The organism is Amycolatopsis rubida (assembly GCF_900115345.1).
Lineage (GTDB): Bacteria > Actinomycetota > Actinomycetes > Mycobacteriales > Pseudonocardiaceae > Amycolatopsis > Amycolatopsis rubida.
This window is the reverse complement of sequence record NZ_FOWC01000003.1, coordinates 553,928-579,689: the sequence shown is the minus strand read 5'-3', so window position 1 is coordinate 579,689 and position 25,762 is coordinate 553,928. Positions and strand designations below refer to the sequence as shown.

Genomic DNA, 25,762 nt, shown 5'->3' with positions numbered 1-25,762 from the left:
GGTTAGGAACGCACGTGACGATTTCCACGCAGCTCCACGACAACGGCACCTTCGTGGTCACCACGGACTACCCGCCGGTGAACGCCCTGCCGGTCGCCGGATGGTTCCGCCTCGCCGAAACGGTCCGGGAGGCCGGTGAGGACCCGGCGGTGCACGTCGTCCTGCTCAGGGCCGAGGGACGCGGCTTCAACGCGGGCGTCGACATCAAGGAAATGCAGCGCACCACCGGTTTCGACGCCCTCGTAGGCGCGAACCGCGGCTGTTACCTGGCCTTCAAGGCGATCTACGAATGCGCCGTCCCGGTGATCGCCGCGGTGAACGGCTTCTGCCTGGGCGGCGGCGTCGGCCTGGCCGGCAACTGCGACACGATCATCGCCGCCGACGACGCGTACTTCGGCGTCCCCGAGGTAGACCGCGGCGCACTGGGCGCGGCCACGCACCTTGCCCGCCTGGTCCCCCAGCACCTGATGCGCACGCTGTACTTCACCAGCCGCACCATCGCGGCGAAAGACCTGGTCCAGCACGGCTCGGTACTGGAAACCGTGCCCGCCGCCGACCTGCACGACGCCGCACTCGCCCTCGCCGGCGAGGTAGCCGCGAAGGACCCGCGCGTCATCCGGGCCGCCAAAGCCGCGCTGAACGGCATCGACCCGATCGACGTCAACCGCAGCTACCGTTACGAACAGGGCTACACCTTCGAACTCAACCTCATCGGAGCCGCCGACGAACACCGCGACGCCTTCGTCGCCACCGGCCGCCCGCTGAACGACTGACCTGCCGAGGAGACCCGTGCCTCTCCGCACCCCGCTCACCGAACTCACCGGCGTAACCCACCCGATCGTGCAAACCGGCATGGGCTGGGTCGCCGGCCCGCGCCTGGTCTCCGCGACAGCCAACGCCGGCGCACTGGGCATCCTCGCCTCCGCGACGATGACCTACGACGAGCTCGACCACGCCATCAAAGAAGTCAAACAACGCACGGACAAGCCCTTCGGCGTGAACCTCCGCGCCGACGCGGGCGACGCGGGCGAACGCGCGGAACTGCTGATCCGCCACGACGTCAAAGTGGCGTCTTTCGCTCTGGCTCCCCAAAAAGACCTGATCGCTCGGCTGAAGGACCACGGGCTGGTCGTAATGCCCACCGTCGGCGCCGCACGACATGCCGAAAAAGTCGCCTCGTGGGGCGCGGATCTGGTGATGATGCAGGGCGGCGAGGGCGGCGGCCACACCGGTCCGACCGCCACTACTCTGCTGCTGCCCGCCGTACTGGACGCAGTCGACATCCCGGTAGTCGCCGCCGGAGGCTTCTTCGACGGCCGTGGCCTGGCCGCCGCACTCTCCTACGGCGCCGCTGGGATCGGTATGGGCACACGCTTCTTGCTCACCAGCGACAGCGCAGTACCGGATGAAATCAAACGCACCTACCTGGGCTTCGGCCTGGACGGCACCGTCGTCACCACCAAGGCCGACGGCATGCCGCACCGCCTGCTGCGCACCCCGTTCATCGAGGGCCTCACGAAGGAAGGCTTCGTGCAGCGCATGGCCCGGACACTGCGTCGAACCCGAGACTTCAAGCGGTCGAGCGGCCAGTCCTGGCCGTCGCTCGTCGCCGACGGTGTGCGCATGAAACGCGGCAGCGACCGCTCGTGGACCCAAACGATGCTGGCCGCGAACACCCCCATGCTGCTCAAAGCCGGTCTGGTGGAGGGCGACACGCGAGCCGGGATGCTGGCGGCCGGACAGGTCGTCGGAGTGATCGAGGACTTGCCCAGCTGCGCGGAACTAGTGGCTCGGATCGCCGAAAGCGCACAGGAACGACTGAAAGCAACGGCCGCGATGCAGGCATAGCGGATTGCCCCCGGACTCGCTCCAGGCATAGGTTCGCGACCATGGCAGAGACTCCCCGGCTCCCCGGCCTGACCCTCGCGGACGCCGACTGGCTGGTCGCCGCCGCGCTCGAAACCGGCGGCGAGCGGGGCTGGCCGCCGCTGGCGGTCGCGGTCCTCGACGTGAGCGGATCGGTGATCGCGTTGCGCCGGGCGGACGGCGGCATGCCGATGACCAGCCGGATCGCGATGGCGAAGGCGCGCACCGCGCTGCTGTCGCTGCTGCCGTCCGGTCAGCTCCAGCTCCCGGGCCCGATCGTCGACAGCATCCAGCACCTGTACGGCGGCGACTTCGTCCCGTACGCCGGAGGCGTCCTGATCACCGACCACGACGTGGTCCTCGGCGCGGCCGGAGCTTCCGGCGCGCATGCGAAAGAGGACGAGGAAGCCGTCCAGACCGCCGCGGACCGGTGGCACGAGCACCGCGCGGGCTGAGCGCCCCGCGAATTCCGCTTTGCCGCCCGGCATGATCGCCTGCCCCGCTCCGGTCCGTACTGCTTCGCCACTGCCCCGCCGATGATTTTCGGCAAGGACGCGCCGCCGCCGGAAGTGATCGAGGTGCGCACCGGATCGCCTTTCGGGTTCGGGCTGATCAGGGGCGCGCTGCCGCCGTTCGATCCCTTCGCTGGACGCCGGAGAGCGACGTGGACGCGGCTGTCGAGGCGCTCGGCCGAACCTGTCGCGCGGCGAAGGCGCGGCTGACCGCGGTCCTGTCGAAGGACCGGTGCTCGCCGGGCCGCTCGACAAGGGACTGCTGCTCTGCCAGCCCGGCATTCCGGGCGATTTCGGTGACCACCACGCGGTCCGGCTCGGCATCGAGGACGGGGGCGTCCCACTGCACCACCCGCACGGCCACCCCTGCGCCATGCCGCGCGGTCCGGCTTTGCCTCGCGGGACAAATACCTCCGTGCCCTACGCGCTGCGCAGGTCACTGCCCGCAGCGGCGGGATGGCCGACCGGGTGCTCCGGCGCGGAGGTTCCGTCTGGCTCGCTGGGCGGGGCGGAAGCGAGGGAACGGCTCGCCGAACGGATCGAGGCCGGGTTACCGGCGGCGTCCGCGAGCACCTGGCGTACTTCGCGGTCCGGGCCGGTGCCCGGCGGCTCGCGAATGCCGCCGGTTGCCTGGCGTCGCTCGGCCTGGACGCGGCTGCCGCCATCGCCGCCGGCTGAGCGCGAACGGTCGGCGGTCCGCAGTATCCCGTGGTCGCCAAGGAAGCCAAAGCCACCGCGAAGGCACTGCGGCACCTGGCATCAGCTGCGCGCAACCCGCCGAAGAACTGTGCGCGACCGGCCTCGCGAGGGGTCAAAGCCGTTCCAGGACAGTCACGTTCGCCTGACCGCCGCCTTCGCACATTACCTGCAGCCCGTACCGCCCCCTGCTCCGCTCCAGTTCATGCACCAACGTAGTCATCAACCGTGCCCCGGTAGCACCGATCGGATGCCCCAGCGCGATCCCGCCGCCGTTCACGTTGACTTTCTCGTGCGGGACGCCGAGTTCCCGCATCCACGCCAGAACGACCGGCGCGAACGCTTCGTTGCACTCGAACAGGTCGATGTCGGCCACGGACATCCCGGTCTTCTCGAACGCCCGTTGAGTAGCTGGAATCGGGGCGGTCAGCATCCACACCGGATCCGCCCCGTAAACGCTGATGTGACGCACCCGCGCCCGCGGCGTCAAACCGTGCTCCCGGACTGCCTTCTCCGAAGCAATCAGCAACGCCCCCGCACCATCACTGATCTGCGAAGCCACCGCCGCCGTAATCGGACTGCCCTCTTCAAGAGGCTTGAGCCCGGCCATCTTCTCCGGAGTCGTGTCCCGGCGCGGACCTTCGTCCACGGAGAACTCGCCTACCGGTGAGATCTCCCGCGAGAACCGGCCGGCGTCGATGGCCGCCAACGCCCGCCGATGACTCTCCAACGCGAACTCCTCCAGCGCAGCCCGGGAAAGCCCCCACTTCTCCGCAATCATCCGCGCCGACCGAAACTGCGAAACCTCCTGATCCCCATACCGAGCCACCCACCCGGGCGACTCCGCGAAGGGCGTGCTGAACCCGAACTGCTGCCCCACCACCATGGCCGAAGAAATCGGAATAGCAGACATGTTCTGCACTCCCCCGGCCACGACCAGATCCGCTGTCCCCGACATCACTCCCTGCGCCGCGAAGTGCACCGCCTGCTGGCTGGACCCGCACTGCCGATCAACAGTCACCCCGGGCACATGGTCCGGCAGCCCGGCGACCAGCCAAGCAGTCCGGGCGACATCCCCCGCCTGCGACCCGATCGTGTCGCAACACCCGAACACGACATCGTCCACCGCACCGGGGTCAATCCCCGTCCGCTCGACAAGCGCGCGGATCGCATGCGCCCCCAGATCGGCGGAATGCACTCCGGCCAGCGAACCGCCGCGCCGTCCCACCGGAGTGCGAACCGCGTCCACCACATATGCCTCAGGCACGAAATCCTCCAGCAGGATCAGGGATGCTGACTGCTCACCGAGACGACTTCACCAGTGAGATAAGACGAATAAGCACTAGCGAGGAACACCATCACATTGGCGACTTCCCAGGGTTCCGCGGCCCGCCCGAACGCCTCGCGCCCCTTCAGTTCGGTCAGCAGCTCAGCGGTGGTGACCTTCTCCAGGAACGGATGCATCGCCAGGCTGGGCGACACCGCGTTGACCCGGATCCCGGACGGAGCCAGATCCATCGCCGCCGACCGGGTCAGCGCCATCACCCCGGCCTTGGCCGCCGCGTAATGCGCCTGCCCCTCCTGCGCCCGCCAGCCGATCACCGAAGCGTTGTTCACGATCACCCCGCGACAACCGCGAGCGATCATCCGCCGGGAAGCCGCCCGGATACACCGGAAAGTCCCGGTAAGCGTCACATCCAGCACCGACGACCACTGCTCGTCAGTCATCTCGGTGATCGAAGCCGTGCCCCCGAGCCCGGCGTTGTTCACCATCACCTCGACCCCGCCGAACGGCTCGGCAGCCTCCAGCAAGGCAGCGACCTGCTCCTCCCTGGTCACATCGCACACCACCGACGCGACCCGCCCGGCGCCGAACTCCGCCCCCAGGCCGGCAGCCGCCTCGGCAAGCCGCCGCTCATGGGCATCCCCGATCACGACCGCCCGGGCGCCCTCCTCCAGGCACCGCCGGGCAACCGCCGCGCCGATGCCCGCGCCCGCCGCGGCGGTCACGACGACCACGCGCTCGGCGAGCAACCCGTGCCCGGGCACGTAGTCGGGCGCGGGCTGTTCCGGTTCAACGCTCACGGTCGCGGCTCCCTGGGCAGGCCGAGCACGCGCTCGGCGATGATATTGCGCTGGATTTCGTCCGAGCCGCCGTAAATGGTGTCGGCCCGGCTGAACAAGAAGAGCGTCTGCTGCGCATCAAGGTCATAAGAGCCGGCGGCAGTCAACGCCGAACCCCCGCGGACCTCCATCGCCAGTTCCCCCAGCTCCCGATGCCACCGGGCCCACAACAGCTTCGAGACCGAAGCCTCCGGCCCCTGCGACCCGGCCTCGTACGCACTCAACGTCCGCAACGCGTGCACTCGCAGCACTTCGAGGCCGACAGCAGCCCGCGCCAGCCGATCCCGCACCACCGGATCGTCATAACGCCCGTTCGCTCGCGCAGCAGCGACAACGCCGGCCAGCTCCCGGGCAAACCCGACCTGCTGCCCGATCGTCGACACCCCGCGCTCGAACCCGAGCGTCGCCATCGCGACCCGCCACCCGTCCCCGGGCTCGCCCACGACCAGCGACTCCTCGGTCCGCGCCCCGTCGAAGAAGACCTCGTTGAACTCGCTGGTCCCGGTCAGCTGCCGGATCGGCCGCACCTCGACCCCGGGCTGATCCATCGGCACCAGCAGATAAGACAGCCCCGCGTGCCGCCGAGACCCCGGCTCGGTCCGCACCACCGCGAAACACCACTGCGCGTGCTGAGCGAGCGACGTCCAGATCTTCTGCCCGTCGATCACCCACTCGCCGCCCGCCGGCCGGGCCCGCGTCCGCACCCCGGCCAGATCCGACCCGGCGCCAGGCTCCGAATAGCCCTGGCACCACAGCTCGGTGACGCCGGCAATGCCCGGCAGGAACCGTCGCCGCTGCTCATCCGTGCCGTGCGCGATCAAGGTGGGCCCGAGCAGTTCTTCGCCGAGGTGATTCACCCGCGCCGGCGCGTTCGACCGCGCGTACTCCTCGTGGAAGATCACCTGCCGCAGCAGGCTCAGCCCGCGCCCGCCGTACTCGACCGGCCAGCCGAGGCACGTCCAGCCGTGCGCGGCCAGATGCTGGTTCCACGCCTGCCGCTCCCGCGGCGCCTCGTGCTCGCGCCCGGATCCGCCGAGGCCCTTCAGCGCGGCGAACTCGCCCGCGAGGTGGTCGCCGAGCCACTCGCGCACGCCGGCGCGGAACTGCTCGTCCTCGGGGGTGTAGCGAAGATCCACCCGTCCTCCTGGTCCGCCGGTGCCGGTCCGGCCACGCTACCAAACCAAGCACTTGTTTGGTAGCATCGCCGCCGAACCGAGAAGGAGTGATGCGCGTTGAGCGGAACCGAAGAAAGCACCGACGAGCAGGTCGTGACGTACGAGGTGCGCGGTCCGGTCGCGGTCGTCACGCTGAACCGGCCGCAGTACCGCAACGCCCAGAACTCGAAGATGACCTACGCGCTGGACGCCGCGTTCGCCAAGGCGGTGGACGATCCGGACGTCAAGGCGATCGTGCTGGCGGGCAACGGCAAGCACTTCTGCGCGGGGCACGACATCGGCACTCCGGGCCGCGACATCGACCAGAGCTTCGAGCGCAAAGCGGTCATCTGGTGGGACCACACCGACCGGGCGGGCGTCGATGCGCGGTTCGCCCGCGAGTCGGAGGTCTACCTCGGCATGTGCCGCCGGTGGCGGGAGATCCCCAAGCCGGTGATCGCGATGGTGCAGGGCGCGTGCATCGCGGGCGGCCTCATGCTCGCGTGGTCGTGCGACTTCGTCGTGGCCTCCGACGACGCGTTCTTCTCCGACCCGGTGGTGCGGATGGGCATCCCGGGCGTCGAGTACTTCGCGCATCCGTGGGTGATGAACCCGCGTGCGGCGAAGGAGTTCCTCTACACCGGAGACCGGTTCGGGGCCGGCCGCGCGCAGGCGCTCGGCATGGTCAACCACGTCGTGCCGCGCGCCGAGCTCGAAGAGGCGACGTTCGCCATCGCCGAGCGGATCGCGCAGATGCCGCAGCTGGGCCTCGCGCTCACGAAGAAGGCCGTCAACCAGGCTGAAGACCTCATGGGCATGCGGTCCGGAATGGACTCGGTGTTCGGCCTGCACCACGCCGCGCACGCGCACAACGCCGAACTGGACACCGACTCGCTCGCCGGGCTCGACGCGCGTTCCATGGCGAAGGCCAGCAAGCAGGCCGCGGGAGAGTCATGAGCCCGGAATTCACCGCCGCGGAAGAGGAGTTCCGAGCGGAGGCCCGTGCCTGGCTGGCGGAGAACAGCCCCGGCCCGCTGCCTTCGATGGACACCGAGGACGGTGCCCGCGCGCACCGCGAGTGGGAAGCGAAACTCGCCGAGGGCCGGTGGTCCGTGGTCGCCTGGCCCGCCGAATACGGCGGCCGGGACGCGACACTGACCGAGTGGGTGCTGTTCGAGGAGGAGTACTACCTCGCCGGTGCCCCGACCCGGATCGCGCAGAACGGCATCTCGCTGCTGGCCCCGATCATCTTCGAGCACGGCACCGGCGACCAGCGCCGGCGGCACCTTCCGCGCACCGCCGCCGGCACCCGGATCTGGGCGCAGGCCTGGTCCGAGCCGGAGGCGGGCAGCGACCTCGCCGGGATCCGCAGCACCGCCGTCCGCGACGACGAGCGCGGCGGCTGGATCCTGAGCGGTCAGAAGATCTGGAGCTCCCGTGCCCCGTTCGCGGACTGGGGGTTCGGCCTGTTCCGCTCCGATCCGGACGCCGAACGGCACCGCGGCCTCACCTACTTCCTGTTCCCGCTCGATTCGCACGGCGTCACCGTCCGGCCGATCGCCCAGCTCGACGGCGACTGCGGATTCGCCGAGATCTTCTTCGACGACGTCTTCGTGCCTGACCGGGATGTCCTCGGCGGGGTCGGCGACGGCTGGCGCGTCGCGATGAGCACGGCGGGCAACGAACGCGGCCTGTCGCTGCGTTCGCCGGGCCGGTTCCTCGCGGCGGCGGGCCGGCTGCTGGACCTCTGGGCCGAGCGCGGAGCGGAAGCACCGCACCTGCGCGACCGCGTGGCCGACGCCTGGATCAAGGCCGAGGCCTACCGGCTCTACACCTGGGACACCGTCGACCACGTGCGCGGCGGCGGCGACGTCGGCGCGGCGGGCAGTGTCAACAAGCTCTTCTGGACCGGGCTCGACCTCGGCATCCAGGAAACCGCGCTGGACCTGCTCGGCGCGGGCCAGGAACTGCGCGGGCGCTGGAGCGAGGACTACCTGTTCGCCCTCGGCGGCCCGATCTACGCCGGCACCAACGAAATCCAGCGCAACATCGTCGCGGAACGGCTGCTCGGCCTCCCCCGCGGCGACCGCGGGAAGGCACGAGCATGAAGTTCCGGCTGTCCGCCGAACAGCGCGCGTTCGCCGGGGCGCTGGACGCCCTGCTGGGCGCGGCCGACGTCCCCGGCGTCAACCGGTCCTGGGCGGCCAGCCGGCCGGAACCCGGGCTGCTGCTGTGGAAACAGCTCGCCGAACTGGGCGTCGCCGCGCTCGGCGTGCCCGAGGAACACGGCGGCGTCGGCGGGACTCCGGTCGATCTCATAGTCGCATTCGGACGGCTCGGGTACTACGGCGTGCCGGGTCCGGTGATCGAGTCGATCGCCGCCGCGCCTGCGCTGCTCACCGACGCTTCGCTGTTGTCCGCGCTGGCTTCCGGGGACGCGGTCGTGACCTTCGCGAGCGCGCCGGACACTCCGTACGCGCTGGATGCTGATGTCGCGACGGACGTCTTCGTGGTCGGCGATTCCCTGGCCCGGGCGGAAATCGGCCGCACGCTGCGGTCGGTCGATCCTTCCCGGCGCCTGTTCGAGGTGACCGCCGGTGCCGAGGTTCAGCCGCTTTCCCCGGAAAAACGGCAAAAAGCGCTCGATCTCGCCAGCCTCGCCTGCGCCGCGGAGCTGCTGGGCTGCGGCGAACGGATGCTGGCCGACACCGTCGCCTACCTTGGCCAGCGACGCCAGTTCGGCCGCGTGATCGGCGAATACCAAGCACTCAAGCACGCCGCCGCAGACGTCCGGGTAGCGCTCGACTTCGCCCGCCCGCTACTGCTCGGCGCCGCGCGCGAACCCAGCGCCCGCGCCATCTCGGCCGCGAAGGTGGCCACATCGGACGCGGCTCAGCTCGCCGCGCGCACCGGATTGCAGTTGCACGGCGCGATCGGCTACACGCTCGAATGCGACCTGAGCCTGTGGCTGTTGCGCGTCCGGGCGCTTGTGGGCTGCTGGGGCACCCCTGCCGTGCACCGCGCGCGGGTGCTGGAGAGCCTGATGAGGGACCGCTGATGCACTTCGCGCTGACCGACGAGCAGCGGGAACTCGCCGCCGCCGTCCGCGGGCTGGTCACCCGGCGGGCCGCGAAGACCGATCTGCGGGCGGCGATCGGCTCGCCGTCCGGGTACGACACCGAACTGTGGTCCGCGTTGTGCGAGCAGATCGGCGTCGCGGCACTGGCCATCCCCGAGGAGTACGGCGGGGCCGGGTTCAGCCTGTTCGAGACACATGTCGTGCTGGAGGAACTGGGCGCGAGCCTGACCCCGTCACCGCTGCTGGGGTCGGGAGTGCTCGCCGCACAAGCATTACTGGCCGCGGACGCGCCGGAGTTGCTCCCCGGGATCGCGGGGGGCGAGGTCGTCGCGCTCGCGTGGGCGGATCGCGCCGGACGGCATCGAACCGACGGTTCGGACGTGGCCGCCTCAGCCGGAACCCTGAACGGCACCGCGACCCTGGTGCTGGACGGCGCGCAAGCGTCGCACCTGCTGGTGGTCGCGATGGCCGACGGACGCCCCGCGCTGTTCCAAGCCTCCGCGACGCCTGAAGCGACCCCGGCGGTCGACCAGACGCTGAGGTTCGCCAAGGTCGAATTCCGCGACACCCCGGCGACGCTGCTCGCCGCCGACTTCACCGAAGCCCTCCCCCGGCTGCACGCCGTCGCCGCGATCGCTTGCACCGCGCTGCAAGTCGGCGGCGCGCAGTCCTGTTTGGACCGGACCGTCGCGCACCTGAAGGAACGCGAGCAGTTCGGCAGGCCGCTCGGTTCGTTCCAGGCGTTGAAACACCGGGTCGCGGACATGCTGGTGCAGGTCGAAACCGCGCGCTCGATCTCCTGGGCAGCCGGTTTCGCGGCCAGCAACGGCGACAACCTCGTCCAGCAGGCGGCCTGCGCGAAATCGTGGTGCAGCGAGGCGTTCACCGCCGTCGCGGCCGAAACCGTCCAGCTGCACGGCGGAATCGCGATCACCTGGGAACACGACGCCCAGCTGTACTTCAAACGCGCGCACGCGCTGGCGCACCTTTTCGGCGACGCCCGCGAACACCGGGCGCGGCTATGATCCACCACGTCGGAATCACCGTGCACGACCTCACCGCGTCGACGGAGTTCTACCGCGATCTGCTCGGCGGCGACGTCGAAGGCCCGTTCGAGCGCAGCGGCCCGCGGATCGGCGAAGTCACCGGATATCCCGGCGTGATCGTGCGCCAGAGCTTCGTGTCGGCCGACGACGGCGACACGGTGGTCGAGCTGCTGCAGTACGAAAACGGGTCGCCGACGCGGATCGACCCGGACCACGGGCGGGCGGGCGTCGCGCACGTCGCGATCACCGTCGCCGATCTGGACGCGACGCTGGAGCGGCTGCGCGGACGCGGGGTCGCCGCGATCTCGGAGCCGATCGTCACGAGCCATCCGATGGCGGGCTGCCGCGCGGTGTACGTGCTCGATCCGGACCGGGTCCGCGTCGAACTGGTGCAACTGCCCGCCTGAGCGGAACGACAATGGAGGAACGAATGGGCGGCAAGTCCATGACCCTGGACGGCGTCACCGAGTACGTGCGGTCCGGGATGACCGTCGGGATCGGCGGATGGGGGTCGCGGCGCAAGCCGATGGCGATGGTGCGCGAACTGCTGCGCAGCGACGTCGAAGACCTCACCCTGGTCACCTTCGGCGGGCCCGAGGTCGGGCTGCTGTGCGCGGCGGGCAAGGTGCGCCGGGTGATCTACGGGTTCGTCTCGCTCGACACGATCCCGCTCGACCCGCATTTCCGCGCCGCGCGCGAGGGCGGCCGGGTCGAGACGACCGAGTACGACGAGGGCATGTTCGTCGCCGCGCTCCGGGCGGGCGCCAACCGGCTGTCGTTCCTGCCGACGCGGGCCGGGCTGGAAAGCGACGTGCTGCTGATGAACCCGGAGCTGAAGACGGTCGCGTCGCCCTATGACGACGACGTCTATGTCGCGGTGCCCGCGGTGCGCCCGGACGTCTCGCTGCTGCACCTCAACCGCAGCGACACCCTCGGCAACGGCCAGTTCCTCGGCCCGGACCCCTACTTCGACGACCTGTTCGCGATGGCGTCGGGCAAAACGCTGCTGAGCGTCGAGAAGATCGTGGACACCGAGGACCTCACCGCCGCCGAGCGGTCGACGTCGCTGCTGATCAGCAGGATGTTCGTGAACGGTGTGATCGAGGCCCCGAACGGCGCGCACTTCACCTCGTGCGACCCGGATTACGGCCGCGACGAGGCGTTCCAGCGGCATTACGCGCAGTCCGCGCAGGACGAGGAATCGTGGCAGCGCTTCCGCGAGACCTTCCTGGCCGGCGACGAGGCCAGCTACCACGAAGCAGTGCGCGCCTTCCACCGCGCGACCGAGAAGGAGACCGCATGAGTGCCCCCGCGACCCGCGCCGAGGTCTGCATCGCCGCCTGCTCGGACGCTTGGCGCGGCTCCGGCGAGGTGCTGGCCCACGCGGTCGGCACGGTCCCGGCGGTCAGCGCGCGGCTGGCCCGGCTCACCCACTCCCCCGAACTGGTGCTGTCCGACGGAGAATGCCACTTCATGGCCGACCCGCCGCCGCTGGGCAAGACCGCGGCGGCCGGCGGGACGGTCGAGGGCTGGGCCCCGTTCGGGCGGATCTTCGACATCCTCAACACCGGGCGGCGGCATTCGATGATGGGCGCGAGCCAGATCGACCGGTTCGGCAACCAGAACATCTCGCTGATCGGCGACTGGCGGAAGCCGAAACGCCAGCTCATCGGCATGCGCGGCGCGCCGGGCAACACGGTCAACCACCGCACCGACTACTGGGTGAGCCGGCATTCGAGCCGGGTGTTCGTGGACCGGGTGGACGTGGTGTCCGGCGTCGGCAACGACCGGGCCCGCGCGCACTCGTCGACGGCGTTGCGGTTCCACGACCTCGGCGTCGTGGTGACCGACCTGGCCGTGCTCGGCTACGACGAGGACGGACGGCTGAAGGTGCGCTCGCTGCACCCGGGCGTCACCGCGGACGAGGTGCGCGCGAACACCGGCTTCGAGCTGGACTTCAGCGGCGCGGGCGTGTCCCGGGTGCCGGACGAGCACGAACTGGACCTGATCCGCACCGTGCTCGACCCGGAGAACGCCCGGGACCGGGAGGTCAGGGAGTCGCGGTCCTGAACCGCTCAGCCGGCGAGCAAACCGCCGTACAGCATCGCGAGGTACTGCTCCGCCACGACGTCGTGGCGGAGCTTTCCGCGCGGGTTGTACCAGCGGACCGACGACCAGACCGTGTCCCGGATGAACCGGTACACCAGGCTCACCTCCAGGTCGTCGCGGAACTCGCCGGTCTCCCGGCCCGCCTGGAGCACGCCGAGCCAGAGTTTTTCGATCTTCAGCGATGTCTTCCCGACGAAGCCGAAATCGGCGAGGCTGCCGACGACGGCCGATTCGTTCTGGTACAGCGCCACCGCGAACGGCCGCTCGTGAATCGTCGCGAAGGCGGTGTACACCAGTGCGTCGAACTGCTCGCGCGGCGTGCCGTCCTTCCCGGCGATCCCGGCGAACGCGGCCAGCAGGTCGTCCATGAACTCCTTGAGGATCTCGCGGAGCATGTCTTCTTTGGACGCGAAATGGTGGTACAGGCTCCCCGAAAGGATGCCCGCCTCGTCGGCGATGTCGCGGACGGTGGTCTGGGAGTAGCCCCGGGTCGCGAACAGCTGAGCGGCGATGCCCAGCAGCTCGCCGCGCCGGGTGCCGCCGTTTTTCGCCGGGGCCCGGCCGGTTCGCGGAGTCATCGCATGGATCCCTTTCTGCCCGCTGCTTTCCCCTATGCTACCGAACAAGCACTTGTTCAGTGAGGAGACCCGCGTGCCGACGCCTCGCACGATGCCCGCCCTGCTCGACGAAGCCGCCCGCCGCCACGGCGACGCCCCGGCCGTGGCCGACGGTACGACACGGCTGTCCTGGACCGGTTTGCGGGAGCGGGTGCGGGCGGTTTCCCGGGCGCTGGCCGCGGTCGGCGTCCGCTCCGGCGACCGGGTCGCGGTGTGGTCGCCGAACCGGGTCGAATTCATCCTGACGTTCCTGGGCGCGCAGTGCCTCGGCGCGGCGCTGGTGCCGATCAACACCCGGTACCGCGGCGAGGAAGCCCGGGTGGTGCTGGAGCGGTCCGGCGCTTCGGTGCTGGTGCTGTGCAACGGATTTCTCGGGAACGACTATCTCCGGATGCTGACCGAGGCCGCTTCCGGTCCGGGTGGCTCCGGTGCGGTACCCGGACTTCCGCGGCTGCACACCGTGATCGACCTCGGATCGGAGGGCGTCGCGCTGCCGTGGAACGAATTCCTCGCCGGGGCGGAATCGGTGCCCGCCGTCGACGAATCCGTGGTGACGCCCTCTACGGTGGCGGACATTTTGTACACCTCGGGCACCACCGGCGTCCCCAAGGGCGTGATGAGCACGCACGCCCAGACGATCGGCGTGGCGGACGTCTGGGCGAAGGGCGCGTCGCTCACCCCCGCCGACAAGTACGCGATCGTCAACCCGTTCTTCCACTCCTTCGGGTACAAAGCCGGGGTCGTCGCGGCGATCACCGCGGGCACGACGATCTATCCGGTGCTGACGTTCGACCCGGTGGCGTTGATGGAACTGGTCCAGCGAGCAGGCATCTCGGTGCTGCCCGGCGCGCCGACCGTCTTCACCACGCTGATCAACCACCCGCGCCGCACCGAGTTCGACCTGTCGTCGCTGCGCTTCGCGATCGCCGGCGCGGCTTCGGTGCCGGAGAACCTGTTCTCGGACATGCTGGAAATCCTCGGCTTCGAGCAGGTCGCGCAGGCGTACGGGCTCACCGAATGCGTGGTGGCGACCCAGTCGCGGCCGAACGAGGACCCTCGCCACGTCGCGCACACGACCGGCCCGGCGGTGCCCGGCCTGGAAATCCGGGCGGTCGACGGCGAGGGCAAGGACGTGCCGGTCGACGCGGACGGCGAAATCCTCATCCGGGGCGAGTTCGTGATGCTCGGCTACTTCGACGACCCGGACGCGACCGCGGCCGCGATCGACGCCGGCGGCTGGCTGCACACCGGCGACGTCGGACAGCTGGACGAGCACGGCTGCGTCAAGATCACCGGACGGCTCAAGGACATGTTCACCGTCGGCGGGTTCAACGTGTACCCGGCCGAGGTGGAGAACGTGCTGAGCACCCACCCGGACGTCGTGGAGGCCGCGGTGATCGGCGTGGACGACGAACGGATGGGCTCGGTCGGCCGCGCTTACGTGACCCTGTGGTCGGGGGTCGAGCTGGATCCGGAGGCGCTGCGCGAGTACTGCCGGGAGCGGCTGGCGAACTTCAAGGTGCCGCGCGAGTTCGTGGCGATCGCCGAGTTGCCGCGGAACGCCAGCGGGAAGATCGTGAAACGGGAGCTGGGCGGGTGACCAGGGCGGCCGCATCCTTTTTCCGGCGCGCAGGCAGAAGCCCGCTCTCGGGTCAGTTCCTGGCCGGCCTCGCATCGCCGACCGTGCCGTCACGGACCCGGAGCGGACTCGGCTGTAGTGGCCCGGAAAGTCCGGCCAAGCTCAGGCCCCCGGCCCACGTAATGCCGGAAGAGATAGAACAACGGCTCCCACGCGGCGACGCGAATGTGCCTGAGGTCCGGTTCGGCGAGCGCGAGATGGACGTGCACCCGGAGCACCTCGGCCTCGACGATGCCGACAGCGGGATCGCCGGGATGGCGCGCGGCGGTCACCCGGCATTCGACTTGGAGCGGGCATTCCGCGACCCGGTCGACCGCGACGAGGTCGGCCGGGACCGGGGTCAGGCGGGCGGTGCCGAATTTGTCCCGTTCGGTGCGGAACTGGCCGGCCTTGTGCGCCGGGACGACGGGAGCGCCGGTCAGCCCGGCCAAGCGCTCGACGGCGGGCCACAGCTCGGCGCTCGGGTAGTTCAGCACGCAGTCCGGCCGGTCGCGCAGGTTGGCGAAGGTGTGGCCGGTGCTGCCGAAGCCGAGCACGGCGGTGCGGCCGAGCACCCAGGCCGACGACATCGGGGCCAGGTTGGTCGTCCCGTCGGCGTTCGCGCTGGACAGCAACACGACGGGGGTGCCGGGGTAGAGCACCGGCGGGTCGATCACGACGGAATCCATGACCGCATCCTGACCGCGGGACGGTTCGGTGCGCGCCGAACCGTCCCGCGGTCAGACGAGCCGCTCCAGCACCATCGCCATGCCCTGGCCGCCCGCCGCGCACATCGTCTCCAGGCCGAAGGTCGCGTCTTTCGCCTGGAGGCCGTGCAGCAGCGTCGTCGCCATCCGCGCGCCGGTCGAACCGAACGGGTGGCCCAGCGCGATCGCCCCGCCGTGCACGTTGACGCGGCCGAGGTCCAGGCCCAGCTGGCCGACGCACGGCAGCACCTGCGCGGCGAAGGCTTCGTTCATCTCGACCAGGTCGATGTCCTTGACCGACAGTCCGGCCCGGCCCAGCGCCTGCCGGCTCGCTTCAACCGGCCCGAGGCCCATGATCTCCGGACTCAACGCGGACACCCCGGTGGCGACGATCCGCGCCAGCGGCTGGATGCCCAGCTCGCGCGCCCGGACGTCGCTCATCACCACGAGCGCGGCCGCACCGTCGTTGAGCGGGCAGCAGTTCGCCGCGGTGACCGTCCCGCCCGGACGGAACACCGGCTTGAGCTGAGATACCTTCGCGAGTGTCACACCCGCCCGCGGACCGTCGTCTGCGGACACCACCGTACCGTCCGGCAAGGTCACCGGGGTGATGTCCTTCTGCCAGAACTCCCCCGCCGCTTCGGCGAGGTTCTGGCTGCGCACGGCGAACGCGTCCTGGTCTTTTCGGGACACTCCACAATGGTCAGCGACGTTCTCCGCAGTTTCGCCCATCGCGATGTAGACATCCGGCAGCGCACCGTCTTTCCGTGGATCCGTCCATTGCAGACCACCGCCCGCGCGCTTCTCGGTCACAGCCATCGCGTCGGCGTACAACGGGTTCTTCGTGTCTGGCATGCCGTCGGCTTTGCCTTGGGAGAACCGCGAAACGCACTCGACACCAGCCGAGACGAACACCTCGCCCTCGCCCGCGCGGACAGCGTGCATCGCCATCCGCGTGGTCTGCAGCGAAGACGCACAGTACCGGTGCACAGTCGTGCCGGGCACCGCGTCGAGACCGAGCCGCAGCGCGACCATCCGGCCGAGGTTGTACGCCTGCTCCCCGGCCGGTTGCGCACAGCCGAGCATCAGGTCGTCGATCCGGGCGACATCCGGAACCGCCGCCAGCGCGGCTTCGACCATCTGCGCGGCGAGGTCGTCCGGCCGCAGGTCCTTGAGCGAGCCCTGGTACGCCCGCCCGATCGGCGAGCGGGCGGCGGAGGCGATCACGGCTTCGGGCACAGCAAGGTCCTCCTCAGGCGTTCGGGGTGTGCTGGAGGAAAGCGGGCCATTCGCCGCCTCCGTCCACATTGAGCACCGCTCCGCTGACATGGCTCGCGAGCGGTGAAGCAAGCAGCAAACAGGCTTGTCCGACCTCGGCCGGCGACGCGAACTGTCCACGCGGGATCGTCCGGGCGACCGCGTCGCGCTGCGCCGGATCGCCGTAGTGGTCCTCGGAACCCGGCGTCTCGACCAAACCGCAACTGACCGCGTTGACTCGCACCCGCGGCGCCCACTCGACCGCCAAGCTGGTCGTGAGGCTTTCCAGGGCCGCCTTCGCCGCGCCGTACACCGCGGTACCCGGACTGGGCCGTCGTGCCGAGATCGACGTGACGTTCACCGCCGACGCTCCAGGCGTCTCGCGCAGGATCGGATGCGCCGCGTGGAGCACGTACGCGGCGGCCAGGAAGTTGAGATCGTTGATCTTGCGATGAAACCGCGGCGACGCCTCGGCGAACTGCGCGAACGGTGCGCCGCCGGCGTTGTTGATCACGACGTCGAGCCGCCCGTGCCGCTCGCCGATCCCCGCCAGCCACTTCTGGACCTGCTCCGGCTCCCGCACGTCAACCTTCGTGAATCGCGGCTTGCGGCCGTCAATCTCGCGCAGCTTCCCGGGTTCGGTGCGCCCGCAGATCTCGACCTCGGCGCCTGCTTCGAGGAACGTCGCCACGATGCCGTCGCCGACTCCGCGCGCTCCGCCGGTGACGAGGACGACGCGATCGGTGAGGTCGAAGCTGACAGGCATGCTGCTCCTTCTCGCCGGGAGCGCTCAGCCTACCAAACAAATGCTAGGTTGAGGACGAGGAGGTTTTCCATGCCACAGGAAGCAATCCGGCGGGTCAGCATCGTCACCGGGGGTGCACTGGGGATCGGCGGGGCGACCAGCCGCCGCCTCGCCGCGCGCGGGGACCTGGTCGTGCTGAACGACATCGATGCCACCGCCGCTGCCGCCGCGCGCGCCGAGATCGAGGCGGCCGGTGGCGTGTGCGAAACGGTCATCGGCGACATCGTGACCGACGAGGTGGTCGAGGCCGTCACCGCTGCCGCGCTGCACCTGGGCGACGGCCGGATCGACTTCCTGGTCAACAATGTCGGCGATTTCCGGCCCGCATCCCGGGATTTCCTGCACAGCACGCCGGAACAGTGGGCGCGGTTGCATGAACTGAACCTGCTGCACGTCTTCAAGGTCACCCACCGAGTGCTGCCGCACATGATCTCGCACGGAGCCGGTGTCATCGTGAACAATTCGACAGTGGAAGCGTTTCGCGGCATCCCTGGGCATGCCGTGTATTCCGCTTACAATGCCGGGGTTTCAGCGTTCACGAAGAGCCTGGCCGTCGATGTGGGGCGGCATGGCGTCCGGGTGAACGCGATCGCGCCGGATCTCGCGGACAGCCAGCAGACTCCTGCCGCTGCGATGCTGCGCGACAACGACCCGTCGGCGATCGAGACGTGGGTGCCGCTGGGCCGGTTCGGGCACGTGGACGAGTACGCGAAGGTGATCGAGTTCCTGACGACTGATGCGGCCTCGTACGTCACCGGCCACACGATCCCGGTCGACGGCGGAACGCTCGCGGCTTCGGGGTGGCACTTGCGGACCGACCGGAAGGGGTTCACGAACTTTCCGCGAGAGACCTGAGCCGGGCGGCTCGGGAGCGGCTCACGAGCCCTGCCCTCGGCTGGGTGCGATGACGCGCTGAACGCTGGCACGGAGCAGGTTCCGGCGTTGCTCGTGCAGTTCCGGAGCCTCCTGGTCGCTGGCGGCGTAGACGTTGCTGACCGGCGACCAGGCCATCGACATCGCGATGACCATGGCCATCAGGTCGAACGGCTCCCCGTCCCGGACGACACCCGCGGCTTGCGCGTCGGCGATGGCCCGCAGTTTGGCGTCGTCGAGCCGGTTGCTGTCGTCGACGAGATGCCCGGCCGGGCGTCGTTCCAGACGCTCCCAGGTCGCCAACCGGATGAGGTCGGGGCGACGGAGATACTCGTCGTAGAGGCGGACGGCCCAGCCGGCGAGATCGGCGGCGTCGATCGGCACGACGGTCATGATCCGCTCCAGCGAAGCGGAGAAAACCGCGTCGAACAGCCCTTCCTTGCTGCCGAAGTAGCCGTAGAGCTGCGCCTTGTTGGTGCGGGCGGCGGCCACGATGCGTTCGACTCGCGCCCCGGCGATCCCGTGCTCGGCGAACTCCTGGGTCGCGACGTCCAGGATGCGCTGCCTGGTGGCGGTGCCGCGCGAGGTCAGGGGCTTGTCGGCCATGCCGGGCACGATAACAACAGACCAGTCTGTTTGCCGAATCGGCGAGCCGCCGCTACTGTGGCAATAGACCGAACAGTCTGTTTGTTAAGGAGCGAGCATGCGGAGCACGCTGAGCTGGCAGGCCGGCCGCGCCGGAGCCGCGTTACGGCGGACCTCCCTGCGTCGCCGGGAGCTGCGGGCCGACGACATCGCCGTTCGCGTGGACTACTGCGGCGTCTGCCATACCGACCTCCACGCCGTCCGCACCCACACCGGCGACGCGCCTTTGGTGCCAGGCCACGAGTTCACCGGCGTGGTGACCGGCCTCGGGCGCGAGGTCACCCGATTCGCCCTCGGCGACCAGGTCGCTGTCGGCAACATCGTCGACTCGTGCGGCGAATGCGCGATGTGCCAGGCAGGACAGGAAAACTTCTGTCACGAGTTCCCGACCCTGACCTACGGCGGCACCGATCGGCACGACGGAACCAGCACGCTGGGAGCGTTCTCTCGCGAGTACGTCGTCCGCGACGAGTTCGCCTACCCGCTCCCCGCCGGGCTCGACCCCGCGGCCGCCGCTCCCCTAATGTGCGCGGGAATCACCGTCTGGGAACCGCTGCGAGCCCTCGGCGTCGGACCCGGCGCCCGCGTCGCCGTGGCCGGGCTCGGCGGTCTCGGGCACCTCGCGGTCAAACTCGCCGTCGCGCTCGGAGCCGAGACCACGGTCGTCAGCCGATCGGCAGGCAAAGCCGGCGACACCCGGCGGCTCGGCGGCCACGATCTGATCGTCTCCGCTGACCAACGCCAGATGGCCGCGGCTCGGGACCGGTTCGACGTCGTCATCGACACCATTGCCGTCCCGCACGACGTCGCCCCCTACCTGAAGCTCGTCGCTCTCGACGGAACCCTGAGCCTCGTCGGACACCTCGGGGCAGTGACCGTGCAGGCCACCGACCTGCTGATCGGACGCAAGAAACTCAGCTCCGCGGGCAGTGGCGGGCGTCCCGCGACAGCCGCCATGCTGGAGTTCTGCGCCCAGCACGGCATCACCGCCGACATCGAACTCCTGCCGTCCGCACGCGTCAACGAAGCCCTGGACCGCTTGGCGCGCAACGACGTCCGGTACCGGTTCGTACTGGACCTGTCGGATCTGCCGCAGAACCGCTGACCGCACCGAATTCGCCGCGGTCAGTCCACGTAACCCGCGGGCTGGCCCCACTGCGCACCCCGAGTCGTGGTCCGGTCCACCAGCACGCACCGGGTCCCGGTGAAGTTGGTCGGCATGCATTTGTTGCAGTGGACGCACAACGACGGCGTCTCCGGCTCAGCCGCGATGCGGTTCACCAGATCCGGCTCGCGCAGCAAAGCCCGGCCCATCGCGACGTACTGGAACCCCTCCCGCATCGCCACCTCCATCGACGCGCGGCCGGTGATCCCGCCGAGCAGCACCATCGGCAGCTTCACCGCGGCCCGGATCTGCCGCGCGTCCTCAAGCAGGAACGCGTCCCGGTACGGATATTCGCGAATGAAGTGCTTCCCCACCGCCCGCACAGCCAGCTTCAGCGGCTGCGGCAGCACCGCCGCGAACTCGCGGACCGGCGCGTCCCCCTTGAACAGGTACATCGGGTTGAGCAGCGACGAACCGGCGGTCATCTCCAGCGCGTCGCAGGTGCCGTCGGCTTCGAGCCAGCGCGTCACCGGGATCGCCTCGTCGAGCCAGAAGCCGCCGGGCACGCCGTCGTCCATGTTCATTTTCACGATCACCGCGATCCGGTCGCCGACCGCGTCACGCACCGCGCGCATCGTGTCGCGCGCGAGCCGGGCGCGGTTTTCCAGCGAACCGCCGTATTCGTCGGTGCGATGGTTGAGTTTCGGGCTCAGGAAGGAGCTGATCAGATAGTTGTGTCCTAAGTGGACCTCGATCGCGTCGAAGCCGCACTCGATGGCGCGCAGGGCCGCGCCGGCGTGGGCACGTTTGACGCGTTCGATGCCGGCGTGGTCGATTTTCTGGGCGAAGCTGAGCGTCGTCTTGTGGAAGTACCGGCTCGGCGCGAGCGCGGGCAGCCCGTTGCCCTTCGGATTCGCGACCGGCCCGCCGTGCCCGATCTGCGCCGAGATCGCCGCGCCCTCGGCGTGCACGGCGTCGGTGAGCACGCGCAGCCCGGGGAGGGCTTCGTCGGTCCAATAGATCTGATGCCGGTCGGTGCGCCCTTCCTTGGCGACCGCGCAGTAGGCGACCGTCGTCATCCCGACGCCGCCCTTCGCGTAGCCGACGTGGAAATCGACCAGATCCCGGGTGACCCGGCCGTGATGGCCGAGCCCCTCGTAGGTCGCCGCCTTGACAACGCGATTGCGCAACTGCACCGGCCCGAGCCGGGCGGGGGCCAGCGGATCGGGCGGGGTGCCGGTCGTGGAAGTCACGGTGCCACGGTAGGAAGGGGAGGAGGCGGGCCGCTCCGGCGATCCCGGTGACCGGGATGCGGGCCGGGGCTCGTGAGCGGCGATCCCGGTTCTGACCGGCACAAACACTCACGAGGCCCCTCGCCGACGGGACTGGTCGCGCCGCCGCGTGGCCAATGCGTGGAGTGTCGTGAGTGCTGATCCCGGTTCGAGGCCGCCCCCTCCAGCTGCGCCGCCAACGACAACAGCGCCCCCTCCTGCCCAGATCCGCCGCGACTGCACAGGGCGAAGACCTGCCCGGCCTCCCACCCGATCTCCTGTGCCCGGCGCGGTGCGCGATGGCGCTGGTTGGCGGTCAAGCCGCGGTAGTGGTCGAGCAGTGAACGGCTCGACGTCGCCCGGCTGAAGTTCGCGGCCCAGCGCCGCCAGCTGATCTTCGACGATCACCACCAGGTCCGCGCCCATCAGCACCCCGCCGGTCGTGCGGACGTCCGGGAAATCGAACGGGGCCACGGTTTCCTCGACGTAATAGCCGAGTTCCTCGCACAGTTTCGCCGTCTGCTGCACGGCGGCCAGGCATGCCGGATGCGGGTCGACGCCGGTTCGGGCTTGGGTGGCGAGGCCGATGCGGAGATGACCGGGGGTGCGGCGGGTCGCGTCGAGGAAAGTGCCGGGCGGATTCGGGGCCGCGAAGGCTTCACCCGGGAGTGGTCCGGCGATCGCGTCCAGCAGGGCCGCGCTGTCACGGACAGTCGTGGTGACCGCATGGGCGACGGGGACCGGGGCGGCGAGGGTGCCGGAGTCGGGGGCGCCGGTGGTGCGGCCGCGGCTCGGCTTCAGGCCGGCCAAACCGCACACCGCCGACGGGATCCGGATCGAGCCGCCGCCGTCGGTCGCGCGCGCGGGCGCGGACCAGGCCCGCGGCGACGGCGGCCGCGGAACCGCCGCTGGAGCCGCCGGGTGAGCGGGACAGGTCGTGCAGCTGCGGTTCGGTGCTGGCGTTGAGGCCGAATTCCGGGGTGTTGGTGGCGCCGAGGATGACCAGGCCGGCGCGTTTGCGGCGGCGGACCAGTTCGCTGTCCACAGTGGACACTACAGAAGAGAACAACCGGCTGCCTTGAGTGGCGGGGAGACCGGCCACTTCGGTGCCGAGGCCCTTGACCAGGAACAGGACTCCGGTGCGCGGGCCGTCCGGCAGACCGGCGTCGATTTCCGCCAGGGCAGCCTCGAAGCGGCGGCCGGCGACGGCGTTGAGCCGCGGATCCGCCTCCTCGATGCGGGCGATCGCTTGTTCGGCGGCTTCCCGGGCGGACAGGTCGCCGCGGCGGACGGCGGCCGCGGTGTCGAGGGCTGAAAGGGTGGACACGGCGATGTCTCCGCGGAAGGCTCAGCCGAAGAAGGCTTGGCCGCCGTCCAGCGGCACGGTGGCTCCGGTCAGGTAGCGCAGATCGGAGCCGACCAGCGCGACGACCGCGCGGCCGATGTCCTCCTCGCATTCCCCGATCCGGCCCATCGGAATGGTCGCGACGAATTCAGCGGCCTCTTCGGGATTGTGCTCGGTCCACCACTTCAACCCGGGCGACAACGCGTGCGGCGCGATCGCGTTGACCCGGATCCCGTCGCGCGCCCACTCCACGGCGGCGGTGCGCGACAGCGAGCGCAAGGCTTGTTTCGCCGCGGCGTAAGCACCGTAGGTGGTGGGATCCCAGCGCACCATCGCCGAGGTGACCAGGTTGACGATCGAACCGTCACCGGTCGCCTTCATATGCGGGTGGGCGGCTTTCATGAACGCGAACGCCGCGAACGGACCGGTCTCGAAACCGCGCGCGAAATCCTCGTCGCTCATTTCCAGCAACGGCCCGAAAGCACCGGAGTAGGCATTGTTGACCAGAATGTCCAGCCGGCCGAACCGCGAAACAACCTCGTCGACGACGCCGGGAATCGACGCGGTATCCGCGACATCGCACTCGAACGGCTCCGCGGAAGCTCCCCGCTCACGCAGGAGGCGGCAGGTCTCGTCCAGCTTGCCGCGCGTGCGCCCGAGGACCGCGACCGACGCTCCCTCCCCCGCCAGCGCCAGCGCGATTCCTTGCCCGACGCCTTGCCCGGCACCGGTCACCAGGGCCACCCGGCCCGCGAGCGTGTTCATCGGCCTCCTTCGTCCGGGGCAACCGGTCGTGCGACGTGTTTCGCCACGAAAACGCCGTCCGCGGAAACGCAGACCTGCCCGTCGGCGAGAATTTCGCCGGTCGTGCGGATCCGGCGGCCCTCGCTGGATTGCTGCCGCGCGCGGATCGTCAGCTCCTCGAACAGCGGAGTCGTCCGGTGGTAGCGGACGCTGAGCGTGCCGGTCATCCCGTCCGGCCCCGGTCCCCAGCTGTTGGCGACGCCGAGCGCGTGATCCAGCAGCAACGCGGAAATCCCGCCGTGCACGCAGCCCGGCGGACCCTGATAGGGCAGGCCGAGTGTCACCGTGCCGGCGACCGAGCCGTCCGGCAGACCGTGCAGGTGCAGCGGCGGCGCGAGCGCGTTTTCCGGACCGGTGACGGGATCGTGGCGCGGTCGCCCGGCCCACATTCCGACGAACCGTTCCTGCCGCGCCGGCGCGTGTTCTTCGAGCTGGCCGGCGATCCGGTCGAGGTCGCGGGCGAGGTCGGTCATCGGTGCGGCGCTGTCCGCACCCGCGTGCAGGAGCGCGCTGACCACCCGGCGGGCCGCCGCGACGGCAGCGTCGATGCCGTCGTCGTTCGGGACGGGCGACAACGGGACGTTTTCCGCGTAAGTCGTCATCAGTAGTGCGCCGCCGGGCGCAGCGTCGCCTCGGCGCCGCCGTCGACGTAGACGACCTGGCCGGTGATGTGCGTGGTCGCGGCGTCGGCGAAGTACGCCAGCACGCGCGCGACATCCTCCGCGGCCGCGTAACCGTGCAGCGGCATCGGGACCGCTTTGTCCATCACGGCCTTCATCTTCGGGTCGGCGAAAAGCTCGTCGGTCATCGGCGTCCGGACCACGCCGGGCGCGACCACGTTGACCGCGATGCCCGCGTCGGCCCAGCCTGCCGAAACGGACGTCCGGCGCGCCCATTGCGCGATCGCGGACTTCGAGGACGGATACAGCTGGAGCGCGCGATTGTCCGCGATCGCCTCGCGGGCGGCGGTCAACGCGGCTTGCTCGTCGCCGCGCAGGCAGCCCTCGACCACCGCGGGGTCGTTCGGCTGGGTGCCGGAGATCGAGCCGACCAGGACCACCCGCGGCCCCTCGGATTTCGCGAGCAGCGGCTGCAGGGCTTCGACGAACTCGGTGCTGCCGAAGTAGTTCACCGTCACCATGGCTTCGCCGGGGTTCGCCGTTCCGGCGCAGGCGACCACCGCGTCGACGTGCCCGGTGCGCTTGCCGACCTCCTCGGCGGCAGCGGCGCGGCCGCGCGGGGTCGAGAGGTCCGCGTCCACGTCGCTGCCCGCGAGGTCCACGCCGAGGACTTGATCGCCGCGTTCGGCGAGGAGACCGCTGAGCGCCGCCCCGATCCCCGAACTCGCTCCGGTGACGACGACGGTGCGCGGCATGACGGCCTCCTGAGGCGGGGTTCGGGGAACGGCCCCGACGCTACGAGACTCCGCGCGCGCACGGCGGGTCGATCCCGGTCACCGGGAGAACCGGTCAGCGAGCCGGACGGCCCAGCTCGGCCAGCAGCAACCGGCACGCCAGCACCGTGTCCGCCTCCGCTTCCTCGGCGGTGATGTGCCCGTTCAGCTGGGAGGTCAGCACGCCGTACCAGGTCTGCTCGATCAGCCGGACCAGACGTCGGTCGTGCTCGCCGGCCTCGGCCACCCCGGCGACGCGCAGGATCAGATCGGCGAACTCGACCGCCGCGGCCATGGTGGGCGACTCCCCCGCGACGGTCGCGTTGTTCGACTGCAGCATCGCCTGCGCGAGCCGCGGCCGTTCCAGCAGCCGGCGGGCGGCCTCGACCAGCACGCGCGCGACCGCCTCGGCCGGTTCCTGGCCGGGTTCGACCGGGACGCTGTTGCGGTCCAGCTGCTCGATCTGGCTGTGCAGCAGCGCGGTGAACAGGATCGTCTTGGACGGGAAGTACCGGTAGAGCGTGGCGATGGCGACGTCGGCGTCGCGGGCGACGTCGAGCATCTGGATCCGGTCGAGGCCGTGCTCGGCGCCGTGGTCCGCGGCCGCTCGCAGGATCCGGCGGTAGCGCTCCTGCTGCGCGGGCGAACTCGGCGTGGCCGGCGCCCGGTTTTCGGCGACTCTCGGCACCGCGACTCCTCCGCTCGTGATCAGGCCATTCTCTCCCACGCTCCTCCC

At 70.1% G+C, this 25,762-nt stretch carries 29 protein-coding genes; 13 read left to right on the top strand and 16 right to left on the bottom strand.

What is annotated here, in order from left to right; all coding sequences use genetic code 11:
• The first annotated feature begins 14 nt into the window (after window positions 1-14).
• Genes BM362_RS17065 through BM362_RS17055 form a run of 3 tightly spaced genes read left to right on the top strand, consistent with a single transcriptional unit; the run spans window position 15 to window position 2,321 of the window.
• Window positions 15-773 carry an enoyl-CoA hydratase family protein gene (locus tag BM362_RS17065; protein ID WP_067581551.1) on the top strand — a complete coding sequence of 253 codons (759 nt, stop codon included), beginning with the start codon at window positions 15-17 and terminating at the stop codon, window positions 771-773.
• Window positions 774-789: 16 nt separating this feature from the next.
• A complete protein-coding gene (locus BM362_RS17060) occupies window positions 790-1,848 on the top strand; it encodes an NAD(P)H-dependent flavin oxidoreductase (protein WP_093573767.1) in 1,059 nt (352 codons plus the stop codon).
• Between the two features lie 41 nt (window positions 1,849-1,889).
• A complete protein-coding gene (locus BM362_RS17055) occupies window positions 1,890-2,321 on the top strand; it encodes a GlcG/HbpS family heme-binding protein (protein ID WP_093573766.1) in 432 nt (143 codons plus the stop codon).
• Window positions 2,322-2,478: 157 nt separating this feature from the next.
• Here the strand turns inward: BM362_RS17055 and BM362_RS47485 are convergent, their stop codons facing one another.
• The 4 genes from BM362_RS47485 to BM362_RS17035 form a co-directional block, all read right to left on the bottom strand.
• Window positions 2,479-2,742 (bottom strand): hypothetical protein, encoded by a 264-nt coding sequence (locus BM362_RS47485; RefSeq protein ID WP_167545341.1) that lies wholly within the window; start codon window positions 2,740-2,742, stop codon window positions 2,479-2,481.
• 447 nt (window positions 2,743-3,189) lie between these two features.
• Entirely contained in the window at window positions 3,190-4,341 is a 1,152-nt protein-coding gene (locus tag BM362_RS17045; protein WP_093573765.1) for an acetyl-CoA C-acetyltransferase, read from the bottom strand.
• A gap of 17 nt (window positions 4,342-4,358) precedes the next feature.
• On the bottom strand, window positions 4,359-5,159 hold the full coding sequence (locus tag BM362_RS17040; RefSeq protein WP_093573764.1) for an SDR family oxidoreductase: 801 nt from the start codon (window positions 5,157-5,159) through the stop codon (window positions 4,359-4,361).
• Entirely contained in the window at window positions 5,156-6,334 is a 1,179-nt protein-coding gene (locus BM362_RS17035) for an acyl-CoA dehydrogenase family protein (RefSeq protein WP_067581533.1), read from the bottom strand. The genes BM362_RS17040 and BM362_RS17035 overlap by 4 nt, the downstream gene beginning before the upstream one ends.
• 96 nt (window positions 6,335-6,430) lie before the next feature.
• Here BM362_RS17035 and BM362_RS17030 point away from each other — a divergent pair, with 96 nt between their 5' ends.
• The 7 genes from BM362_RS17030 to BM362_RS17000 are packed head-to-tail and all read left to right on the top strand — an operon-like array spanning window position 6,431 to window position 12,547.
• Complete coding sequence (locus BM362_RS17030) at window positions 6,431-7,309, top strand: enoyl-CoA hydratase (protein ID WP_067581531.1); 879 nt, start codon at window positions 6,431-6,433, stop codon at window positions 7,307-7,309.
• On the top strand, window positions 7,306-8,460 hold the full coding sequence (locus BM362_RS17025) for an acyl-CoA dehydrogenase family protein (protein ID WP_093573763.1): 1,155 nt from the start codon (window positions 7,306-7,308) through the stop codon (window positions 8,458-8,460). Before BM362_RS17030 ends, BM362_RS17025 begins: the two co-directional genes overlap by 4 nt.
• Window positions 8,457-9,410 (top strand): acyl-CoA dehydrogenase family protein, encoded by a 954-nt coding sequence (locus BM362_RS17020; protein ID WP_093573762.1) that lies wholly within the window; start codon window positions 8,457-8,459, stop codon window positions 9,408-9,410. Before BM362_RS17025 ends, BM362_RS17020 begins: the two co-directional genes overlap by 4 nt.
• The gene (locus BM362_RS17015; RefSeq protein ID WP_093573761.1) at window positions 9,410-10,456 is read left to right on the top strand and encodes an acyl-CoA dehydrogenase family protein; all 1,047 of its coding nucleotides are present in this window, start codon (window positions 9,410-9,412) and stop codon (window positions 10,454-10,456) included. Before BM362_RS17020 ends, BM362_RS17015 begins: the two co-directional genes overlap by 1 nt.
• Window positions 10,453-10,884, top strand: a complete 432-nt coding sequence (locus BM362_RS17010; protein ID WP_093573760.1) for a VOC family protein — start codon at window positions 10,453-10,455, stop codon at window positions 10,882-10,884. The genes BM362_RS17015 and BM362_RS17010 overlap by 4 nt, the downstream gene beginning before the upstream one ends.
• A gap of 23 nt (window positions 10,885-10,907) precedes the next feature.
• The gene (locus BM362_RS17005) at window positions 10,908-11,780 is read left to right on the top strand and encodes a CoA transferase subunit A (RefSeq protein ID WP_067582304.1); all 873 of its coding nucleotides are present in this window, start codon (window positions 10,908-10,910) and stop codon (window positions 11,778-11,780) included.
• Window positions 11,777-12,547: a CoA-transferase subunit beta gene (locus BM362_RS17000; protein ID WP_067581518.1), complete on the top strand. Its 771-nt coding sequence runs from the start codon at window positions 11,777-11,779 to the stop codon at window positions 12,545-12,547. Before BM362_RS17005 ends, BM362_RS17000 begins: the two co-directional genes overlap by 4 nt.
• A gap of 5 nt (window positions 12,548-12,552) precedes the next feature.
• On the opposite strand, the gene BM362_RS16995 is transcribed toward BM362_RS17000, so the two are convergent.
• Entirely contained in the window at window positions 12,553-13,164 is a 612-nt protein-coding gene (locus BM362_RS16995; protein WP_093573759.1) for a TetR/AcrR family transcriptional regulator, read from the bottom strand.
• 73 nt (window positions 13,165-13,237) lie between these two features.
• On the opposite strand from BM362_RS16995, the gene BM362_RS16990 reads away from it, so the two are divergent.
• A complete protein-coding gene (locus tag BM362_RS16990) occupies window positions 13,238-14,803 on the top strand; it encodes an AMP-binding protein (RefSeq protein WP_338080415.1) in 1,566 nt (521 codons plus the stop codon).
• 89 nt (window positions 14,804-14,892) lie between these two features.
• On the opposite strand, the gene BM362_RS16985 is transcribed toward BM362_RS16990, so the two are convergent.
• From BM362_RS16985 to BM362_RS16975, 3 genes are read right to left on the bottom strand one after another with little or no spacing between them, the layout of a single operon-like run.
• Window positions 14,893-15,510, bottom strand: coding sequence for a flavin reductase family protein (locus BM362_RS16985; protein WP_093573757.1), 618 nt, complete (start codon window positions 15,508-15,510; stop codon window positions 14,893-14,895).
• A 51-nt stretch (window positions 15,511-15,561) separates the two neighbouring features.
• On the bottom strand, window positions 15,562-16,767 hold the full coding sequence (locus BM362_RS16980) for an acetyl-CoA C-acetyltransferase (protein ID WP_093573756.1): 1,206 nt from the start codon (window positions 16,765-16,767) through the stop codon (window positions 15,562-15,564).
• A gap of 13 nt (window positions 16,768-16,780) precedes the next feature.
• Entirely contained in the window at window positions 16,781-17,551 is a 771-nt protein-coding gene (locus BM362_RS16975) for an SDR family oxidoreductase (protein WP_093573755.1), read from the bottom strand.
• Window positions 17,552-17,620: 69 nt separating this feature from the next.
• On the opposite strand from BM362_RS16975, the gene BM362_RS16970 reads away from it, so the two are divergent.
• Window positions 17,621-18,445: an SDR family NAD(P)-dependent oxidoreductase gene (locus BM362_RS16970; RefSeq protein ID WP_067581503.1), complete on the top strand. Its 825-nt coding sequence runs from the start codon at window positions 17,621-17,623 to the stop codon at window positions 18,443-18,445.
• Window positions 18,446-18,466: 21 nt separating this feature from the next.
• Here the strand turns inward: BM362_RS16970 and BM362_RS16965 are convergent, their stop codons facing one another.
• The gene (locus BM362_RS16965; RefSeq protein WP_093573754.1) at window positions 18,467-19,069 is read right to left on the bottom strand and encodes a TetR/AcrR family transcriptional regulator; all 603 of its coding nucleotides are present in this window, start codon (window positions 19,067-19,069) and stop codon (window positions 18,467-18,469) included.
• Window positions 19,070-19,166: 97 nt separating this feature from the next.
• Between BM362_RS16965 and BM362_RS16960 the strand changes: the two genes are divergently transcribed.
• Window positions 19,167-20,213, top strand: a complete 1,047-nt coding sequence (locus BM362_RS16960) for an NAD(P)-dependent alcohol dehydrogenase (protein ID WP_093573753.1) — start codon at window positions 19,167-19,169, stop codon at window positions 20,211-20,213.
• A 20-nt stretch (window positions 20,214-20,233) separates the two neighbouring features.
• Here the strand turns inward: BM362_RS16960 and BM362_RS16955 are convergent, their stop codons facing one another.
• The 7 genes from BM362_RS16955 to BM362_RS16925 form a co-directional block, all read right to left on the bottom strand.
• Window positions 20,234-21,466, bottom strand: coding sequence for an NADH:flavin oxidoreductase (locus tag BM362_RS16955; protein WP_093573752.1), 1,233 nt, complete (start codon window positions 21,464-21,466; stop codon window positions 20,234-20,236).
• A gap of 108 nt (window positions 21,467-21,574) precedes the next feature.
• Window positions 21,575-22,294, bottom strand: coding sequence for an amidase family protein (locus tag BM362_RS49955; protein ID WP_093573874.1), 720 nt, complete (start codon window positions 22,292-22,294; stop codon window positions 21,575-21,577).
• The gene (locus BM362_RS49950) at window positions 22,188-22,811 is read right to left on the bottom strand and encodes an amidase family protein (RefSeq protein WP_167545340.1); all 624 of its coding nucleotides are present in this window, start codon (window positions 22,809-22,811) and stop codon (window positions 22,188-22,190) included. The genes BM362_RS49955 and BM362_RS49950 overlap by 107 nt, the downstream gene beginning before the upstream one ends.
• A 21-nt stretch (window positions 22,812-22,832) precedes the next feature.
• On the bottom strand, window positions 22,833-23,594 hold the full coding sequence (locus tag BM362_RS16940) for an SDR family NAD(P)-dependent oxidoreductase (RefSeq protein WP_067581488.1): 762 nt from the start codon (window positions 23,592-23,594) through the stop codon (window positions 22,833-22,835).
• Window positions 23,591-24,235, bottom strand: coding sequence for a PaaI family thioesterase (locus BM362_RS16935; RefSeq protein ID WP_093573750.1), 645 nt, complete (start codon window positions 24,233-24,235; stop codon window positions 23,591-23,593). Before BM362_RS16935 ends, BM362_RS16940 begins: the two co-directional genes overlap by 4 nt.
• The gene (locus BM362_RS16930; RefSeq protein ID WP_067581483.1) at window positions 24,235-25,008 is read right to left on the bottom strand and encodes an SDR family oxidoreductase; all 774 of its coding nucleotides are present in this window, start codon (window positions 25,006-25,008) and stop codon (window positions 24,235-24,237) included. Before BM362_RS16930 ends, BM362_RS16935 begins: the two co-directional genes overlap by 1 nt.
• Before the next feature lie 94 nt (window positions 25,009-25,102).
• Complete coding sequence (locus tag BM362_RS16925; protein ID WP_093573749.1) at window positions 25,103-25,714, bottom strand: TetR/AcrR family transcriptional regulator; 612 nt, start codon at window positions 25,712-25,714, stop codon at window positions 25,103-25,105.
• Between the last annotated feature and the right edge of the window lie 48 nt (window positions 25,715-25,762).

Bases quoted from the DNA above. Each gene is read 5' to 3' on its own strand.
- BM362_RS17055 (WP_093573766.1), top strand. From the start codon at position 1,890: ATGGCAGAGACTCCCCGGCTCCCCGGCCTGACCCTCGCGGACGCCGAC.
- BM362_RS17025 (WP_093573763.1), top strand. From the start codon at position 7,306: ATGAGCCCGGAATTCACCGCCGCGGAAGAGGAGTTCCGAGCGGAGGCC.
- BM362_RS17020 (WP_093573762.1), top strand. From the start codon at position 8,457: ATGAAGTTCCGGCTGTCCGCCGAACAGCGCGCGTTCGCCGGGGCGCTG.
- BM362_RS17015 (WP_093573761.1), top strand. From the start codon at position 9,410: ATGCACTTCGCGCTGACCGACGAGCAGCGGGAACTCGCCGCCGCCGTC.
- BM362_RS17010 (WP_093573760.1), top strand. From the start codon at position 10,453: ATGATCCACCACGTCGGAATCACCGTGCACGACCTCACCGCGTCGACG.
- BM362_RS17005 (WP_067582304.1), top strand. From the start codon at position 10,908: ATGGGCGGCAAGTCCATGACCCTGGACGGCGTCACCGAGTACGTGCGG.
- BM362_RS17000 (WP_067581518.1), top strand. From the start codon at position 11,777: ATGAGTGCCCCCGCGACCCGCGCCGAGGTCTGCATCGCCGCCTGCTCG.
- BM362_RS16995 (WP_093573759.1), bottom strand. From the start codon at position 13,164: ATGACTCCGCGAACCGGCCGGGCCCCGGCGAAAAACGGCGGCACCCGG.
- BM362_RS16985 (WP_093573757.1), bottom strand. From the start codon at position 15,510: ATGGATTCCGTCGTGATCGACCCGCCGGTGCTCTACCCCGGCACCCCC.
- BM362_RS16975 (WP_093573755.1), bottom strand. From the start codon at position 17,551: ATGCCTGTCAGCTTCGACCTCACCGATCGCGTCGTCCTCGTCACCGGC.
- BM362_RS16970 (WP_067581503.1), top strand. From the start codon at position 17,621: ATGCCACAGGAAGCAATCCGGCGGGTCAGCATCGTCACCGGGGGTGCA.
- BM362_RS16965 (WP_093573754.1), bottom strand. From the start codon at position 19,069: ATGGCCGACAAGCCCCTGACCTCGCGCGGCACCGCCACCAGGCAGCGC.
- BM362_RS16960 (WP_093573753.1), top strand. From the start codon at position 19,167: ATGCGGAGCACGCTGAGCTGGCAGGCCGGCCGCGCCGGAGCCGCGTTA.
- BM362_RS16940 (WP_067581488.1), bottom strand. From the start codon at position 23,594: ATGAACACGCTCGCGGGCCGGGTGGCCCTGGTGACCGGTGCCGGGCAA.
- BM362_RS16935 (WP_093573750.1), bottom strand. From the start codon at position 24,235: ATGACGACTTACGCGGAAAACGTCCCGTTGTCGCCCGTCCCGAACGAC.
- BM362_RS16930 (WP_067581483.1), bottom strand. From the start codon at position 25,008: ATGCCGCGCACCGTCGTCGTCACCGGAGCGAGTTCGGGGATCGGGGCG.